The following is a 15,238-nucleotide window of genomic DNA, read 5'->3' as shown; positions in this document are numbered from 1 at the left end:
TATGAATGATACCGAGCAAAACCAAGCGGCGACTGAAAGCCGCAATAACAACAGCAAGACGGTAAAGAAACTGCTACTTGTGGTACTTGCTATGTTTGGTTTTGGTTTTGCCCTGGTACCTTTATATGATGTTTTTTGTGATATTACCGGCTTAAATGGCAAAACGAATAAAACGGCTGTGGCTTATACCGCCACGACTATTGACAAGTCTCGTACCGTTACCGTGCAATTTATTACCCGCAATGCCCAAGGTATTCCATGGATATTTGAGCCTGTCATTAATGAAATAACTGTTCATCCAGGGGAAATTACCCTGGTTTCATTCTATGCAAAAAACAAAGCAAGTTATGACATGACCGCACAAGCCGTACCGTCAGTTTCACCTGGCTTAGCGGCAAATTATTTTCATAAAATTGAATGTTTTTGTTTTACTCAACAACCGCTCAGGGCCGCAGAGGAAGTTGAAATGACCTTGCAGTTTTATGTCGATGTAGAGTTACCCGAAGATATTAACACCTTAACTTTATCTTATACCTTGTATGACATAACAGAGAAGTCGTCATAGGGTTCACTGAAAAAGGGATAGAAAATGACTAACAAAGCATACGAAAGTTATTACGTACCCAGCCAAAGCCACTGGCCAATCATGGGTGCGGTGGCACTCTTTATGATTGCCTTTGGCGCGGGAAACTTTGTCACTGATTTAGCAAATGAAGAGAGTGGTTACGGTGGCTATTTACTGCTAGCAGGCATAGCCTTGGTTATTTATATGCTAGTGGGTTGGTTTAGTGATGTCATTAATGAATCGTTAACGGGTAAATACTCACATCAGATGGATAATTCATTCCGCCAAGGTATGAGTTGGTTTATCTTCTCTGAAGTGATGTTTTTTGCGGCTTTTTTTGGTGCCTTACTCTATTTACGCGTATTTTCAGTACCCTGGCTTGGTGGCGCTGGCAATAATGTCGCAACTGGCGCTGTCCTTTGGCCTGACTTTATTGCGACTTGGCCGTTAATAAAAACCCCTGATGGCACCACCACTACGGCGATGGGCTGGTTTGGCTTACCGTTAATTAACACGGTTTTACTATTAACCTCTTCAGTTACTGCCCACTTTGCTCATAATGCATTAATCAAAAATAATCGCAGTGCTTTAAAAAAGTGGCTTGGCCTAACCATACTACTAGGCTTGGCTTTTATCTCTTTTCAAATTCTAGAATACGCGCATGGCTATTCTGAAGAAATGCGCCTATTTCTAGATAGCGGTGTCTATGGCAACACTTTTTACTTATTGACTGGCTTTCACGGTATGCATGTCACCTTGGGCTGTATCATGCTGATAATTATGTGGTGCAGAGTATTAAAAGGTCATTTTACCCCTGATAACCATTTTGCTTTTCAAGCAGCAAGTTGGTATTGGCATTTTGTCGATGTGGTTTGGCTAATACTTTTTGTTTTTGTCTATATTTTATAAGGTCTGACTTTTTGCAGTATGTCGATACCCAAGTAAAAATATCAACTAAATCAGTAGTAAGAAACGCCCTTTGGTTAGGGTTCACGCTTATTGTCTTTGTCGGTTTGGTTAAACTATCTTTCTGGCAGTATGACCGTGGCTTAGAGAAAGAGCGGCGCGCTGCCCGTATTACGCAACTTAATCAGCAATCGCCACTAACCCTTAAAGAAATAGTCAGACTCTCTAAGGAAAAGCAATTCACCGGTAAAGAAAGTATTAACGATTTTCCCGTCACGATTAACGGCCAGTTTAACGAAAACTATATCTTTTTACTCGATAATCAAGTGGAAAAGACTTCTTTAGGCTATCGAGTATTACAAGTTGTCGAAACAGCAACTCATGCAGTATTAGTTAATCTAGGCTGGGTACAAGGTTCAATTGATCGCAGTATACTGCCTGAAGTAATCCCTTTGCAGGGGCACTATACGTTTAAAGGACATGTACGCATTGTCGAGCAAGGCATAATGCTGGCCGAGCAAGACTTTACTCAAGCCAGTTGGCCATTGCGGGTGCAACAAATTGAATTAGCTAAATTTTCCACCTTGATAAATAAAGCACAGTTAAACAAAGTACGGTTAAATAAGCCACTGCTACCCTTTGTCATCTATGTGGACCAAGAAGAAAACCTTGGCTATAAAAAGAACTGGCACCCTATAGTGATGCCAGCTGAAAAACATTTCGGCTACGCCTTTCAATGGGCAACCTTAGCTATTGCTTGGCTAATATTGATGATTTGTTTGCGCATCAATACAGCAAAGCTTGCCGGTCGTCATCCGTCACATTCAGCTCAATCTTGCGCCGATATCCCAGCGGAAAATACTGACATTAATACTCTCAATAATAACAACAAGCATAAGGCGGTAAAATATGACTAAGTCAAACAAGCAGCTAGATGCAAATAATAGCAATACGCTAAGCAGTAGCAATAAACCAGAGCATGCTGCAAATAATAAAAATCGCCGCAGCTTACTATTGTTAATCACGGTTTTTATCTTGCCGATATTATTAGCTAAATTAGCCTTAGACAATCAGTGGCTAGACTTAGGCGTAACCAATGAAGGTAGGTTATTAACACAGCCGTTAACACTGACTGACTTAGGCATTAAGGAACAAAAATTTGGCCAACAATGGCTTATTATTTATCGACTACCTAAGCAATGTGCTGATATATGTTTGCATAGCATTGAAATTGTGCACAACAGTTATGTCACTTTAGGAAAAGATATGCCAAGGGTCACACCGGTATTACTGCAAGAAAATATATTTACCGCCCAGCAAAGTGAACGGCTTGCCAAGAGCCAATGGCAAATACTTGCCTTAACAGCGCAAATGAAAAACTTGCTACACGAGCCACAAGTGCTGATTGCCGATCCTCTAGGCAACATTATTTTAAGCCATCAGCTGCCAGAGCATGAGCAGCAGCAAACGTCTTTTGGTAAGGCTATTATCAATGATATGAAAAAACTTTTGAAATATTCCAAGGTGGGTTAACTAAATGACAGAGCAGAGTAAAAACAAGCAAACACTGCGTCGTTTAGTACTGACCAGTTTATTATTAGCCATTGTGGTGATTGGTTTAGGTGCTTATACACGCTTAACTCATGCTGGCTTAGGTTGCCCAGACTGGCCAACGTGTTATGGCTTGCTTGCTGTACCAGAAACCAGTTTACAAATTGCCGTGGCCGAGCAAGCGTTTCCACAAAGCACGGTCGAGCCGACTAAAGCCTGGAATGAAATGATCCACCGCTATTTTGCCGGCAGCCTTGGTTTACTTATTGCTGCTATTGCCTTTTGTTCAATTAAATTACGCGTTGCAACGCGATCCAGCGTTAGGTCTCCCGTATTGCTGCCGTTACTTATTTTAGGCATTGTTATCTTGCAAGCCGCTCTCGGTATGTGGACAGTAACATTGAAATTAATGCCCGTGGTGGTACTGGCGCATTTACTCGGTGGTTTTACCACCTTATGTTTGCTATTTTTATTATATTTGCGCCTTAATGCCAAGGGAGTAAGTGCGCAAGGGGCTACTTTAGTAGATTTTCAACTTAAAAAATATAGCCGCTATGCTCTACTCGGCATTACTATTTTAACGGCGCAAATTGCCTTAGGTGGTTGGACTTCCTCAAACTATGCGGCATTGAGCTGCGTAGAGTTGCCTATTTGTCAGGGGAATTGGCTAGCGGATTTAAGCTTTGAGCAGTCATTTGACCTAATTCCCCCCAAACAAGAAAGCTATGAGTTTGGTCACCTAGCGCATAATGAACGAGTGACTATCCATGTGAGTCATCGCTTTGGCGCCATCATTACCGGCGTGTTTCTCGCTTGGTTAGCCATCGTGGTTTTTCTCAAAGCGAAGACTCATGCGATCAAAAACGCCGCCATGGTTTTACTTAGTTTATTAGTTATTCAAATCAGTTTGGGGGTGAGTAATATTTGGTTTTCGTTGCCACTTAAGATTGCGGTAGCGCACAACTTAGTTGCCGCCTGTTTAATGCTGAGTTTGATCACCTTAGCTTATAGGTTAAGACAAAATTCCAAGGAGTCGTTCTATGAATAAGGCCATGAATAAAACTATTAATAATACTATGTCCTCGCCAATTGCTAACAACAATTATAATTTTTCCATGAATCATATCTTTACTAATTGGCGTGCCTATTATGATATAACCAAGCCTAAAGTCGTCGCCTTGCTGGTACTAACCGCCTTAGTGGGGATGAGTTTATCGGTTCCCGGCGGTTTACCTTGGCAAGTGCTACTACCCGCTATGTTAGGTATTGCTTTATTATCTTCAGCGGCAGCAGCGATCAACCATATTGTTGATGAAAGAATTGATACCATTATGGGCAGAACTCATAATAGACCGTTGCCAGAGGGTAGAATTAGCGTCACTAATGCCATTGTTTTTGCCATTAGCATAGCCTTACTCGGTTTTATTATTCTTTATAGCTTAGTCAATCCACTGACTGCTTTTTTGACATTTTCCGGCTTAGTTGGCTACAGCTTTGTCTATACCATGTATTTAAAGCGAGCAACGCCACAAAATATCACTATCGGCGGATTAGCCGGAGCTATCCCACCTTTACTGGGTTGGACAGCAATGACCAATGAAGTAGCGCCTAACGCCTTACTATTAGTGTTAATTATTTTCACCTGGACACCGCCACACTTTTGGGCATTAGCCATTCACCGTAAAGATGATTATGCCAAAGTGAACATTCCCATGTTACCGGTCACCCATGGTGTCAGTTTTACCAAAACGCAAATACTGCTATATACCATCTTACTCTTTGTGGTTTGTTTATTACCCTATTTAGTTGGCATGAGTAATTGGTTCTACTTAATAGGAGCCTGTAGCTTGAATTTAATCTTTATGGGCTATGCGTGGCAACTCAAGTTTCATGCTAACGAAGGTACAGCCATGGCCACCTTTAAATTCTCCATCGTACATTTAATGCTGCTGTTCATTATTTTGCTCATCGATCATTATTGGCTACCCATGAGTTAATCTGAATAACTGCATAACCATATTAGTAAAATGACACAAAATAATAGAGTATCGATAATGAATAAAGCTATCTATGGCATTATTGCCTTACTATCAATTAGTGCTGGTGCGGTTGGTTTTCATCTTATTAAGCAAACAAAAACATTGCCTGCAGCTGAATTTGCCTTGCATTATCAGCAAGCACGGCCAATATCCGCTTTTACCTTCACCGATGAATCAGGACAGTCTTTTAATAACAGCCAATTACAGGGCAAATGGTCGCTGGTGTTTTTCGGTTATACTTCTTGCCCAGATGTTTGCCCAATAACCTTGCAAAACCTCAATTTCATTTATGAGGATTTAATGGCTATTGCCAGCAATAGCCAAGTGTTATTAGTCTCCGTTGATCCTAAAAGAGATACTCAGGAAAAGCTCGCGCAATACATTGCTTATTTTAATGCTGACTTTAAAGCGCTGCGTGCAGAGCACGATGTACTTTTTCCGTTTGCTCGAAATTTAGGCATGATGTATGCCATCACTAGTAAAGAGTCAAGTAAAGACGGGGCTGAGGAGACGGATGAAAGCTACTGGGTTGATCACAGTGCATCACTAGTATTAATCAATCCAGCAGGAAAAGTAGCGGCAATATTTAAAGCTGAACAAGTAATTGGTGAAGTGCCCACTATCAATAATGACAAGCTATTAAGCGACTACCAAAAAATAGTCGCTTTATATCAACAATAATTTTGAATGGTAACGGGTATAAATAACTGAGCGAAATTATTCTGCTCTATTATAGATGATACCAGCTGCCATCAGCTTTTAAGATAAACCATGGCTTTGAGTACCAGTAGTAACGTCCTGGTTTACTAATACTGGCGGCAGTGCAGTTAGCTCTAACCCTACCTACGGGTAGGTCTTGAGTGAAATTAATAGTAAAACTATGATCATCATGCCAAGTAATTTTTTGTTTACCTAAACCGGAAATATAACAATTTAACGCCGATTTATAGAAGTCTTCACTGTCAATCGAGAAAGTAATACTTTTAGCTTCTTGGTACTTAAAGATTGTTTCGGCTTGATCACCTGTTAAACTAATATTAAACGCCAATGAGTTGAGCTTGTCACGTAAGCCAGAAAGTTTATCGTAGGGTTTAGAAGCAGGAAAACGTGGTACGCTGGTTAAGTCTGTTGATAGATCGATAGCACCTGATTGCTGAGAAAAAGCGACAAAATCATTGGCTTTTGCCCAAGCTTGCACTGCCACATCATATTCACCATAAGGGTAAGCAAAATATCGCCAGCTTTGCCCGGTGTTTTCTTCAATAATAGTTTCCGCTTTTAATAATAATTCTGTTTGTTGACTTAGCCATTGTGCTTGCGTAACACCCTCGGTCATACGCAGCATTGAATCATGTTCATAACCATGATTGGCAATAATCACCCCTTCATCAGACAGCGATTTTAGTTGAAGCCATGATAAATAAGGTGAGGCTTTATTGTTTTCATGGCGATTAATAATACCTGGGTTAACATAAATGGTATACGGAAAAGCAAACTTATCTAACAGCGGTTTTGCCTGAGTTAAGACATCAATATAAGCATCATCAAAAGTGATGGCAACACTTTTATCTGGCAAGGCTTGGTGATTTTTAATGCTTTCAATTAACTCGGATAAAGGCAACACTTTAAAATTATTATCTTTAAGGTACTGTAAATGGACTTCAAACTGCTTTGGCGAAATACTAGTGCTTGCTGGGGTGCTATCACTAACATGATGGTATTGTAAAATAACCGCTGCTTGACTGCTGAGCGCAACGCTCAATAATAATGAAACTGAACATAGTGTCCGCCACATATATTTCATGGTATATACCCTTAAAAATCAGATGAGATAACGTCTTGTCTGTAAACCACTAGCACTTTAGGGTATTTCTTTGTTTAAAACTAGCCATTTAAAGCAACACCAGCGCTTATTTTATCTAGCATTACCGATGATTTCATCAAATATTAGTCCCCTTGCTTGGCTTAGCCGACACGGTAATATTGCCCATCCCGAGCATGCTAACTATTTAGCTGCTAGCACCCTAGCTGCCATGCTCATACCTCAGTAGTTTGCTTATGGCTTTTATGTATGTCGACGACGGGCTTATGTGCACTATGAATCAAGCAAGTGTACTCTTTATCTGAACAAGTGTTACTTGCTAGAGCCAGAGAAGAAGTGAGTAATAATTTTTGCCAGTATCGTGCCACAAGCTAAACCCATCACATTGGCTAGCATATCAAGCCATTCACCATAGCGATTAACATAGGGCTGAATCAACTCAATAGCACCACTAAAAGCAGCGAAGCCTAGGGCAATCCACAACCAGTGTTTAGGTTTTCGTAATGCTAGCGGCAAGATTAAAGCGCCATAGGATATAAAGTGATGGCTTTTATCGCTACCCGGGACCTGGGGTAAATATTCGGCTGGCCATAAAGATAACGTTGCAATGGCAGTAAGTAAAAAAAGCGTAATGATAAACCAATAGTGTTTTATCAAATTAATCATCATGTTCATTTAGCGTGTCTGTTTGTTAGGTTATTGTTTGTTAATAGGGCGAGTGCGATAAATGATATTTAACCAACGATTGGCAAACATACCTAGATAACCCCAGGCCGAAATTAAGCACGCAATACTAAGTATCACCATGCCGATCACTTGCCAAAGGTGATGATAAAAGTAGCCTAAACCAACAAAAAGTAATCCGATAACAAAAAGGCCAAGACCACTTAAGAACAGTGTTAAACTGCGCTGTGGATTTTGACCTAGTTTTTCTAATAATTTAATCATATAAATTAAAGATTAGTAATATGAGTGATCACCACGTTTATGATCAGTTGCATCTTTAACGCCTTTAATTTCATCACCCATTAATTCTATTAATTGCTTTTCAATGCCCTCTTTTACTGTGACATCAATTTGTGCACAACCATTACAGCCACCGCCAAATTGCAAGACAGCATAACCATCATCGGTAATTTCAACTAAGGTACATTCGCCGCCATGACCCGCTAACTGAGGGTTAACCTCGGCTTGCAAAAAGTAATGCACACGTTCAAATAAGGGTGCATCATCGGCAACTTTACGTAACTTAGCGTTAGGCGCTTTCAAGGTAAGCTGTGAACCCATTTGATCCGTAGTAAAATCAATCTCAGCGTCTACTAAAAAGCCTTTACTATCGGCATCAACCATTGCTGAAAAGCCGTCAAAAGGGAGTTCAATATCATCGTCTTCCATCGCATCAGGAGGGCAATATGAAACGCCACACTCAGCTTTCGCTGTACCTGGATTAACGACAAAAACACGAATTCGTGTACCTTCAGCTTGTTGCGAAAGTAAATTAATAAAATGCTTTTGCGCATTTTCTGAAATACTGATCATTATCTTAACTCTCTTTGCTCTCGGATACTCTTCCAGTTTTATCAATCAACAGTGAAAAGTACCTGACTGTTTTACTCAAGTATGGTCATTTTACTCTGCTATTTAGTTATGTGCTAATGATTTTTACGCTTTTGTTTGCTACTTTAGAGCAGTCTTAACAAGGGGCCACATAGATGCTACTTATACGAATTCTAATTATCTCATTCACCTTACTCTGCTCTACTTGGCTAAATGCCATGCCAGTACAAGATTACTTACCCACAGGTATTCAGTTTAATAGTAAAATCCCCTTACCCAGTAGCACGTTAGGCTTTGAAATTGGTCAACGACATATCAGGCATGATCAACTAAGTAACTACTTCTATACACTAGCGCATAACTCAGCACGGGTGGCTATTACCTCGATGGGAAAAACGGCTCAGCAACGTGAGCAATTGCTGGTGACCATTTCTAGCCCCAAAAATCTAGCTAACTTAGCCAATATACTTAGTGAGCGCGACATTTTTTCTCAAAATAAAAATCGACTTGTTCAGCAAAAGTCCGACAATGCCCCCTTAGTTATCTGGCTCGGTTATAGTGTACATGGTGATGAAATAAGTGGTGCTAATGCCGCCATGATAGTTGCCTATTATTTGGCGGCTAATGACGATGCAAAAATGACTGAATTACTGGCCAATACCATTATCGTCTTAGAGCCGAGTATTAACCCCGATGGTATGGATAGGTTTGTTAATTGGGTTAACACTTACCGTAACTCCACTGACAATAGCGACGCAAATCATATTGAACATCACCAAGGCTGGATTACTGGACGAACTAATCATTTTTGGTTTGATTTAAATCGCGACTGGTTATTACTTTCTCAACAAGAAAGCCAACACAGATTAAAGTACTTTCACCAATATCAACCTCATGTTGTCGGTGATTTTCACGAAATGTCTGCCAACAGTAGTTACTTTTTTCAGCCGGGCATTCAAAGCCGTACTCATCCACTGACACCAAAAAGAAATGTCGAATTAACCACAACACTAGCAAGCTTTCATGCGGCAGCGTTAGATAAGCAACAGCGCCTTTATTATAGTGAAGAGAATTTTGATGACTTCTACTACGGCAAAGGCTCAACCTATCCAGATATTAATGGCAGTATTGGCGTTTTATTCGAGCAAGCCAGTGCTAGGGGAATGCAGCAACAGACGATAAATGGCTTACTGACGTTAGAGTTTAGTATAGAAAACCACGTGACCACCTCGCTTTCAACTATCCAAGGTGCTTGGGAAAATCGCCAGCAACTAAAGCAATACCGTAGTGATTTTTATCAACAAAGTATAAAGTTGGCCAAACAAGAAGATTTTTCCGGCTACTTATTACACGAAAATAAAGATAGCTATCGCCTCAATGCATTGTTATCAACACTCGCTCAGCATAAAATTAGAGTTTACCCGCTTACTGCTGATTTTAAATTTAAAGATAAAAAACATCAAAAAAGTTATAGCTATTATATACCTCTTGCCCAGCCACAATTTCGCCTGATTCAAGCGTTGTTTAATCGACAAACTAATTTTAAAGATAATACTTTTTATGATGTTTCCGGCTGGACTATGCCTTTGGCAATGAATATTGCAGCTATTCAAATAAACCGGACACGTGGACTAAAACTGGCGCAGCAAGCTTGGTCTAAGCCGCCAGCCTTTATCTCAAATAATATCAGCAAGTCAGCCTATGGCTATGTCTTCGAATGGCATCACTTTTTAGCGCCGAAATTACTCAATGAGCTACTAAACAATAATATCAAAGCGAGAGTGGCCACTAAGCCTTTTTCTAGCATGATTAATGGCAAAACAAAGCACTTTAATGCCGGCAGTATCGTGGTGCCCGCTGGCATCCAACAAAATCAAGACTGGCAAAGCCTATTAATTGCTGCCAGTAATAGCGCAGGTATCACCTTAGACAGTATTAACACAGGTTTGACCCTGAAAGGCATTGATATTGGCAGTAGCTCATTAAAGCCAATCAGTAAGGCTAAAACACTATTAATAGGCGGAATGGGTATCTCTCAATATGAAGCTGGTGAAGTGCGCTTTTACCTTGATGAGACACTAAATATTCCTCTGTCAATTATCGATCATAGCAGGTTAAAACGTGTAGATTTATCAACTTATAGTCATATTATTCTTGTTGATGGTAATTATCAGTATGTTACTGAACATACTGCGCAGCAATTAAAGCAATGGGTTGAACAAGGTGGCGTCATTATCGGCCAAAAACGTGCGGCCCAATGGTTAGCAAAACAAGAAATATTACGTACTAAATTTGTCACTAAAGAACAGATAGACCAGTTATTTGATAATGACAATCTCAGTTATCAAGATAAAGAAAAACTCGCTAGTCGCAAACGTATTGCTGGCGCTATCTTCCAAGTAGAATTAGATACTAGTCATCCACTAGCTTACGGTTATCAGCATAATTTACTGCCAGTATTTCGTAATAGCAATCTCATTATCGAGCACCCTCATCAACCGTTTGTCACGTTAGCGAAATATACCTCCTCACCACTACTCAGTGGTTATACCGACAAAAACTTAGTAAATCGATTAGCACATAACGCTGCCATTGTTGCGCACAACGTCGGTGAAGGTAGGGTCATTGCTACCACTGAGGTACTCGCTTTTAGAGGTTACTGGCATGGTAGCGCTAAATTACTCGCCAACAGCTTGTTTTTTAGTAAAATTTTTTCCACGCCTTATAAATAAGGACATTGTTGCTAATTGCTTTTAGGTAGGGTTAAACACACAGTTACTAAGGTGACGGTTTCAACACCTGCTTGTTTTAATAACTTACTAATTTCACTGACCGTGGTACCCGTGGTTACTACATCATCAATAATCAATACATGTTTGATATGGCTCGCCAATTTTCGCTGCAAAGCAAAAGTATTGGCTAAATTTTTTCGCCGTTGATGACCAGTTTTCCCCATTTGGCTAGTATTATTTTTAATGCGCACCACTAACTTAGCGTCATAAGGAAAAGTTAACTGCTTAGCAAAACACTTTGCTATCAGGTGGGCTTGGTTATAACCACGAAGCTGCCATTTTTTAATATGCAAAGGCACCGGTAGTACTAAATCCACAGGAGCTAACGCTTGGTGTTTTACCATGGCTTGCCACTGAGCACAGAGCAAGGCACTGAACAAATGCGCCAGCTCAAAACGACCTAGATATTTCATTTGTGCTAGCCATTTATTAAAGGGGTAAATATAAGGCGATAAGGCAAAAAGTTGTTCAAAATGAATGTTTGGTAAGGCATGATAAATAGCGGGCCAACTGAGTAAGTTACCCGCTACTAGCTGTTGATTAAAATAAGGTAAATCGTTGACACAGTTTTGACAAAGTAATGCTTGTGGCAGCGAGTAACCGAGTAAAAAGCTGTTATTGACATTTTCACCACACAGATCACAGCAACTAATACTTCTTAAGCTAGAAAGACAACACGCCTTAAGTTTTCTTAGCTCTAGCTGCCATGCCATCTTGCTTTCCTTTTGCTATCAAATGATATGATATACACTAGTACTTTTATATTTATAGTGCAGTAGTAAGCATGGCAAAAAGCTTAACATTTTCCACCTTCCCTCCTCAAAGTAGCCTTAATAACAATGCCATTCCTATTGTGTTAATTCATGGTTGGGGCTTAAACTCAGGCGTTTGGCAACCGCTGCTAAAATTATTCAGCGAAAATAAAAATAGTCACTACCAGTTAATCACCCTGGACTTGCCTGGCTTTGGTATCAATAGTGCTGTTGCTATAAAGCCCTACTCTTTAGCCAATATTTGCCATCATATTGAGCAAGTAATTGACCAACCCGCTATTTATCTTGGTTGGTCATTGGGCGGCTTAATTGCCACGCAAATGTCCATCAACTACCCAGAAAAAGTATTAGCCTTGATTACGGTTGCCAGCAGCCCATACTTTGTTGAACAAGAGCAAAATAACTGGCCGGGTATAAAGGCCAATGTACTGGATAGTTTTCATCATCAGCTAGCACAAGATACCGAGAAAACGATTAAAGCTTTCTTAAAAATTCAAGCCATGGGCAGCCCACATATTCGACAAGATTTAAAGCTAATCAGCAAGTTAGTTATGGCACATGCCCTGCCTAGCCAAGAAACGTTAGCCAATTCACTGGCCTTATTGAGTGACTGTGATCTACGCCAGCAATTAGCAAGTATCCAGCAACCTTTTCTAAGGTTATACGGGCAGAATGATAGCTTGGTACCTAAAACAGTGATCGAAAAAATCAGTCTTTTAGCCGTACATAGTGACTTACACGTATTTGACCATGCTTCCCATGCACCCTTTATTTCTCACCTTGATGATTTTTATCAGGTGTTATGCACTTGGCTAGCGTTACATTTCAATGCCAATAAGGCGAAATGAATAATACCGAAATAATAATACCGAAATAATAATGAGATAATGTCTTACCTGGTGGTAATTTCAGCTTTACTTTTTCGCCATTTAGATTAATAATTAACCAATAAAGCTTATTAGCCGTGGAAGATTACCTATGGAAATACCGTCTGCATTTAATTCAGGTTTGCAAGGCTTACAAAAGGCTAACGCAACAGCAGAGCAAGCGGCTGCTGATATTTTCGCCAGTACCACCTATAATGCTGAGCAACAAACAAATCCAGCCAATAGTGGTGAGGTAAACACTGAGGTGACTAAGGCAAGTAACCACTTAGATTTACCTGATTTAAACCAAGCTATTGTCAATTTAAAAGTGGCTGAATTTCAAGCAAAAGCTTCGATTGAAGTTATTAAAAGTGCTGATGATGTTCTAGGTACCCTACTAGATGTCACCGCCTAATAATATATAGCCGTTAACGTTTTACTTATTGGTAAATCATTTGTCCTTATGAATATCACCCCTCATGTAGCAAACTTACCCTTAGCAACTGTGATCAACCCACCTACGGAAAGCTTGCGTCGTGATAATCATCAACGAGAAATTATCACCCAGGTTACGGCCACCAACCCTTCTGCTGCGGAAAAAGCTGTCGCTACCGATAAAGAGCGCGCCCGAACACCAGCCCAAGTCAACGAACAAGTCGATCTTGCTCATTTAAGAAAACAAGCAGAGCATGCTGCTAGCTCCATTGCTGAACAAGAAAATCAACAAGGTGAACAGAGCTCTCAGCAGGATGCTGAACACAAGCAAGAAGAACAGCATGCTAAGGCTAACAGCGGCGCTGAGGATAGCGACGCCGAAAATGATAAAGATAACGACAGCACTAAACAGGCACTTGCCGATGAAAAACTCATTAGCCAGCTACAACAAAGAGATAAAGAAGTAAAAGCCCATGAATTAGCTCACGCGACAATGGGGGGGGCGGTGACAGGAACGCCTTCTTATACCTTTGAAGTAGGCCCTGATGGAAAAAAATATGCGGTAGGAGGAGAGGTATCTGTCGACTTAAGCAGTGTCGTAGGCGATCCGCAAGCAACCATAACTAAGATGCAAAAAGTGCATTCTGCGGCATTAGCACCAGCAAATCCGTCGACACAAGATACTCGGGTTGCCGCCAGTGCTACACAAAAAATACTCGTAGCACAATCAGAGTTACTTGCGTTACAAAGTAACGCTGATGCTCAGCCAAGTCATTCGAATAAAGAACTGAATATAGCAGCTAATGTGAGCCTGGATGCTACAAGTACTGAGTTCGATACTTTCATCAAGCAGACCTTATCTGCGCAAGACGCTATTATTTCCAACTCATCAAAGCAAAAGTTAGCGGCTAGTCAAAGTACTCAGAACGTACAATCAAATGAGGTACAACAACGGGCACTACGTATCGAAAGTTTTTACTTCACAGTAAGCCAAGGTTATGAAAGACCGGACAACTTTCAATTCGAATTAACAGCTTAACTAATACCAATTTTACTAGGTTATTGCTTATGGTACTGGTTTAAAAACTACCAAGATTGGCTTACTCTCAATGCCAATAGCGAGCTATTGAGCAAGTGCTGCTAAGGTTAATCTATTTCTACCGCTTTTTGGTACCTTTGCTGATAAACATCACGCGCTTGATTAAGGTCACTTATGGCATGAGCTTTGGTATAGGGACGTAAAATCACTAATATTTTAAGCACGCCTTGATAAAAGACTGAATCATTGACTTCATTAACGATAGTCTGAGTTTGATGAAAACTAACCCAGAAGGTATTGATAAGACGTAAAATACTGACAATATCAGCCAATTCATCATCATAAAAATCAATGATATCTGCGGCTCTTAATGAAAGAAGTAATTGACTAACACGCTCTGAAATAGACTGTTGCACTTCAACATATTTTTCCCGCAAACTAGGGCTTTTATCCAATAACACCGGTAGATTGCTATAAAAAAAACGAAATTTCATTGTTGTTTGGAATACCGCATCCATATACAAAACAAGTGAGTCTAGTGGTTTTACTTCCGGGGACACCTTCGGCAAGGTTTCCAATAGTAAACTACGTGCATACTCCTCGTATATAGATAAAATAATGTCTTCTTTATTACGGAAATGATAATACAGATTACCAGGGCTGATGGCTAAGTGAGCAGCAATATGATTAGTGGTGACATTACGCTCACCTTGCTCATTAAATAATTCAATACTGGCTTGGATTATTTTATCACGGGTTTTCATGCAACAACTTCTCACTTGATTTGATTAAAACTAACACAATAATACTATCAAAATTCAGTATATATAAAGTGTTTTGAGCAAATACTTTAGGATTTTTTGCTTTTTTTTGTGATTAATAATTCATTTTAG

General features: G+C 40.0%; 18 protein-coding genes. 12 read left to right on the top strand and 6 right to left on the bottom strand.

All coding sequences use genetic code 11. From position 1 onward, the window contains the following. Position 1: 1 nt before the first annotated feature. The 7 genes from CMT41_RS01025 to CMT41_RS00995 are packed head-to-tail and all read left to right on the top strand — an operon-like array spanning position 2 to position 5,742. Positions 2-565, top strand: coding sequence for a cytochrome c oxidase assembly protein (locus CMT41_RS01025; RefSeq protein ID WP_057179308.1), 564 nt, complete (start codon positions 2-4; stop codon positions 563-565). A 24-nt stretch (positions 566-589) separates the two neighbouring features. Beyond that, positions 590-1,474: a cytochrome c oxidase subunit 3 gene (locus tag CMT41_RS01020; RefSeq protein WP_057179307.1), complete on the top strand. Its 885-nt coding sequence runs from the start codon at positions 590-592 to the stop codon at positions 1,472-1,474. Between the two features lie 11 nt (positions 1,475-1,485). After that, on the top strand, positions 1,486-2,388 hold the full coding sequence (locus tag CMT41_RS01015; RefSeq protein ID WP_082606377.1) for an SURF1 family protein: 903 nt from the start codon (positions 1,486-1,488) through the stop codon (positions 2,386-2,388). Then, positions 2,381-3,004: a hypothetical protein gene (locus CMT41_RS01010; protein WP_057179306.1), complete on the top strand. Its 624-nt coding sequence runs from the start codon at positions 2,381-2,383 to the stop codon at positions 3,002-3,004. Before CMT41_RS01015 ends, CMT41_RS01010 begins: the two co-directional genes overlap by 8 nt. Positions 3,005-3,008: 4 nt before the next feature. Continuing rightward, positions 3,009-4,070, top strand: coding sequence for a COX15/CtaA family protein (locus CMT41_RS01005; RefSeq protein ID WP_057179305.1), 1,062 nt, complete (start codon positions 3,009-3,011; stop codon positions 4,068-4,070). Between the two features lie 28 nt (positions 4,071-4,098). Continuing rightward, positions 4,099-5,019, top strand: a complete 921-nt coding sequence (cyoE, locus tag CMT41_RS01000; protein WP_057179359.1) for a heme o synthase — start codon at positions 4,099-4,101, stop codon at positions 5,017-5,019. 57 nt (positions 5,020-5,076) lie between these two features. Beyond that, a complete protein-coding gene (locus CMT41_RS00995) occupies positions 5,077-5,742 on the top strand; it encodes an SCO family protein (protein WP_057179304.1) in 666 nt (221 codons plus the stop codon). A gap of 49 nt (positions 5,743-5,791) precedes the next feature. Here CMT41_RS00995 and CMT41_RS00990 read toward each other — a convergent pair whose 3' ends face one another. Beyond that, positions 5,792-6,865, bottom strand: a complete 1,074-nt coding sequence (locus tag CMT41_RS00990; protein WP_058026100.1) for a polysaccharide deacetylase family protein — start codon at positions 6,863-6,865, stop codon at positions 5,792-5,794. A gap of 70 nt (positions 6,866-6,935) precedes the next feature. Between CMT41_RS00990 and CMT41_RS18875 the strand changes: the two genes are divergently transcribed. Beyond that, positions 6,936-7,112, top strand: coding sequence for a hypothetical protein (locus CMT41_RS18875; RefSeq protein ID WP_157447779.1), 177 nt, complete (start codon positions 6,936-6,938; stop codon positions 7,110-7,112). 83 nt (positions 7,113-7,195) lie between these two features. Here the strand turns inward: CMT41_RS18875 and CMT41_RS00985 are convergent, their stop codons facing one another. The 3 genes from CMT41_RS00985 to nfuA are packed head-to-tail and all read right to left on the bottom strand — an operon-like array spanning position 7,196 to position 8,422. Beyond that, the gene (locus CMT41_RS00985; RefSeq protein ID WP_231732936.1) at positions 7,196-7,552 is read right to left on the bottom strand and encodes a VanZ family protein; all 357 of its coding nucleotides are present in this window, start codon (positions 7,550-7,552) and stop codon (positions 7,196-7,198) included. Positions 7,553-7,579: 27 nt separating this feature from the next. Then, positions 7,580-7,831: a hypothetical protein gene (locus CMT41_RS00980; RefSeq protein WP_057179301.1), complete on the bottom strand. Its 252-nt coding sequence runs from the start codon at positions 7,829-7,831 to the stop codon at positions 7,580-7,582. A 12-nt stretch (positions 7,832-7,843) separates the two neighbouring features. Continuing rightward, positions 7,844-8,422, bottom strand: coding sequence for a Fe-S biogenesis protein NfuA (gene nfuA, locus CMT41_RS00975; RefSeq protein WP_057179300.1), 579 nt, complete (start codon positions 8,420-8,422; stop codon positions 7,844-7,846). 173 nt (positions 8,423-8,595) lie between these two features. Between nfuA and CMT41_RS00970 the strand changes: the two genes are divergently transcribed. Then, the gene (locus CMT41_RS00970; RefSeq protein ID WP_058026099.1) at positions 8,596-11,172 is read left to right on the top strand and encodes a M14 family zinc carboxypeptidase; all 2,577 of its coding nucleotides are present in this window, start codon (positions 8,596-8,598) and stop codon (positions 11,170-11,172) included. Positions 11,173-11,183: 11 nt separating this feature from the next. Here CMT41_RS00970 and CMT41_RS00965 read toward each other — a convergent pair whose 3' ends face one another. Next, positions 11,184-11,945: a ComF family protein gene (locus tag CMT41_RS00965; RefSeq protein WP_057179298.1), complete on the bottom strand. Its 762-nt coding sequence runs from the start codon at positions 11,943-11,945 to the stop codon at positions 11,184-11,186. A gap of 71 nt (positions 11,946-12,016) precedes the next feature. Here CMT41_RS00965 and bioH point away from each other — a divergent pair, with 71 nt between their 5' ends. From bioH to CMT41_RS00950, 3 genes are all read left to right on the top strand, one after another. Further along, positions 12,017-12,853: a pimeloyl-ACP methyl ester esterase BioH gene (bioH, locus tag CMT41_RS00960; protein ID WP_057179297.1), complete on the top strand. Its 837-nt coding sequence runs from the start codon at positions 12,017-12,019 to the stop codon at positions 12,851-12,853. Between the two features lie 130 nt (positions 12,854-12,983). Beyond that, complete coding sequence (locus CMT41_RS00955) at positions 12,984-13,286, top strand: hypothetical protein (RefSeq protein WP_057179296.1); 303 nt, start codon at positions 12,984-12,986, stop codon at positions 13,284-13,286. 48 nt (positions 13,287-13,334) lie between these two features. Further along, positions 13,335-14,345, top strand: a complete 1,011-nt coding sequence (locus tag CMT41_RS00950) for a putative metalloprotease CJM1_0395 family protein (RefSeq protein ID WP_057179295.1) — start codon at positions 13,335-13,337, stop codon at positions 14,343-14,345. A 107-nt stretch (positions 14,346-14,452) separates the two neighbouring features. On the opposite strand, the gene CMT41_RS00945 is transcribed toward CMT41_RS00950, so the two are convergent. After that, entirely contained in the window at positions 14,453-15,109 is a 657-nt protein-coding gene (locus tag CMT41_RS00945; RefSeq protein WP_057179294.1) for a TetR/AcrR family transcriptional regulator, read from the bottom strand. Positions 15,110-15,238 lie beyond the last annotated feature (129 nt).

The sequence above is a fragment of the Colwellia sp. MT41 genome, from assembly GCF_001444365.1.
GTDB classification, from domain to species: Bacteria; Pseudomonadota; Gammaproteobacteria; order Enterobacterales; family Alteromonadaceae; genus Colwellia; species Colwellia marinimaniae.
The sequence above is the reverse complement of the archived record's forward strand: the minus strand, read 5'-3'. Positions and strand labels throughout refer to the sequence as shown.

Bases quoted from the DNA above. Each gene is read 5' to 3' on its own strand.
- CMT41_RS00965 (WP_057179298.1), bottom strand. From the start codon at position 11,945: ATGGCATGGCAGCTAGAGCTAAGAAAACTTAAGGCGTGTTGTCTTTCT.
- nfuA (WP_057179300.1), bottom strand. From the start codon at position 8,422: ATGATCAGTATTTCAGAAAATGCGCAAAAGCATTTTATTAATTTACTT.
- CMT41_RS00945 (WP_057179294.1), bottom strand. From the start codon at position 15,109: ATGAAAACCCGTGATAAAATAATCCAAGCCAGTATTGAATTATTTAAT.
- CMT41_RS00970 (WP_058026099.1), top strand. From the start codon at position 8,596: ATGCTACTTATACGAATTCTAATTATCTCATTCACCTTACTCTGCTCT.
- CMT41_RS00950 (WP_057179295.1), top strand. From the start codon at position 13,335: ATGAATATCACCCCTCATGTAGCAAACTTACCCTTAGCAACTGTGATC.
- CMT41_RS00955 (WP_057179296.1), top strand. From the start codon at position 12,984: ATGGAAATACCGTCTGCATTTAATTCAGGTTTGCAAGGCTTACAAAAG.
- CMT41_RS01025 (WP_057179308.1), top strand. From the start codon at position 2: ATGAATGATACCGAGCAAAACCAAGCGGCGACTGAAAGCCGCAATAAC.
- bioH (WP_057179297.1), top strand. From the start codon at position 12,017: ATGGCAAAAAGCTTAACATTTTCCACCTTCCCTCCTCAAAGTAGCCTT.
- CMT41_RS01020 (WP_057179307.1), top strand. From the start codon at position 590: ATGACTAACAAAGCATACGAAAGTTATTACGTACCCAGCCAAAGCCAC.
- CMT41_RS00980 (WP_057179301.1), bottom strand. From the start codon at position 7,831: ATGATTAAATTATTAGAAAAACTAGGTCAAAATCCACAGCGCAGTTTA.
- CMT41_RS00985 (WP_231732936.1), bottom strand. From the start codon at position 7,552: ATGATGATTAATTTGATAAAACACTATTGGTTTATCATTACGCTTTTT.
- cyoE (WP_057179359.1), top strand. From the start codon at position 4,099: ATGTCCTCGCCAATTGCTAACAACAATTATAATTTTTCCATGAATCAT.
- CMT41_RS00990 (WP_058026100.1), bottom strand. From the start codon at position 6,865: ATGAAATATATGTGGCGGACACTATGTTCAGTTTCATTATTATTGAGC.
- CMT41_RS01005 (WP_057179305.1), top strand. From the start codon at position 3,009: ATGACAGAGCAGAGTAAAAACAAGCAAACACTGCGTCGTTTAGTACTG.
- CMT41_RS01010 (WP_057179306.1), top strand. From the start codon at position 2,381: ATGACTAAGTCAAACAAGCAGCTAGATGCAAATAATAGCAATACGCTA.
- CMT41_RS00995 (WP_057179304.1), top strand. From the start codon at position 5,077: ATGAATAAAGCTATCTATGGCATTATTGCCTTACTATCAATTAGTGCT.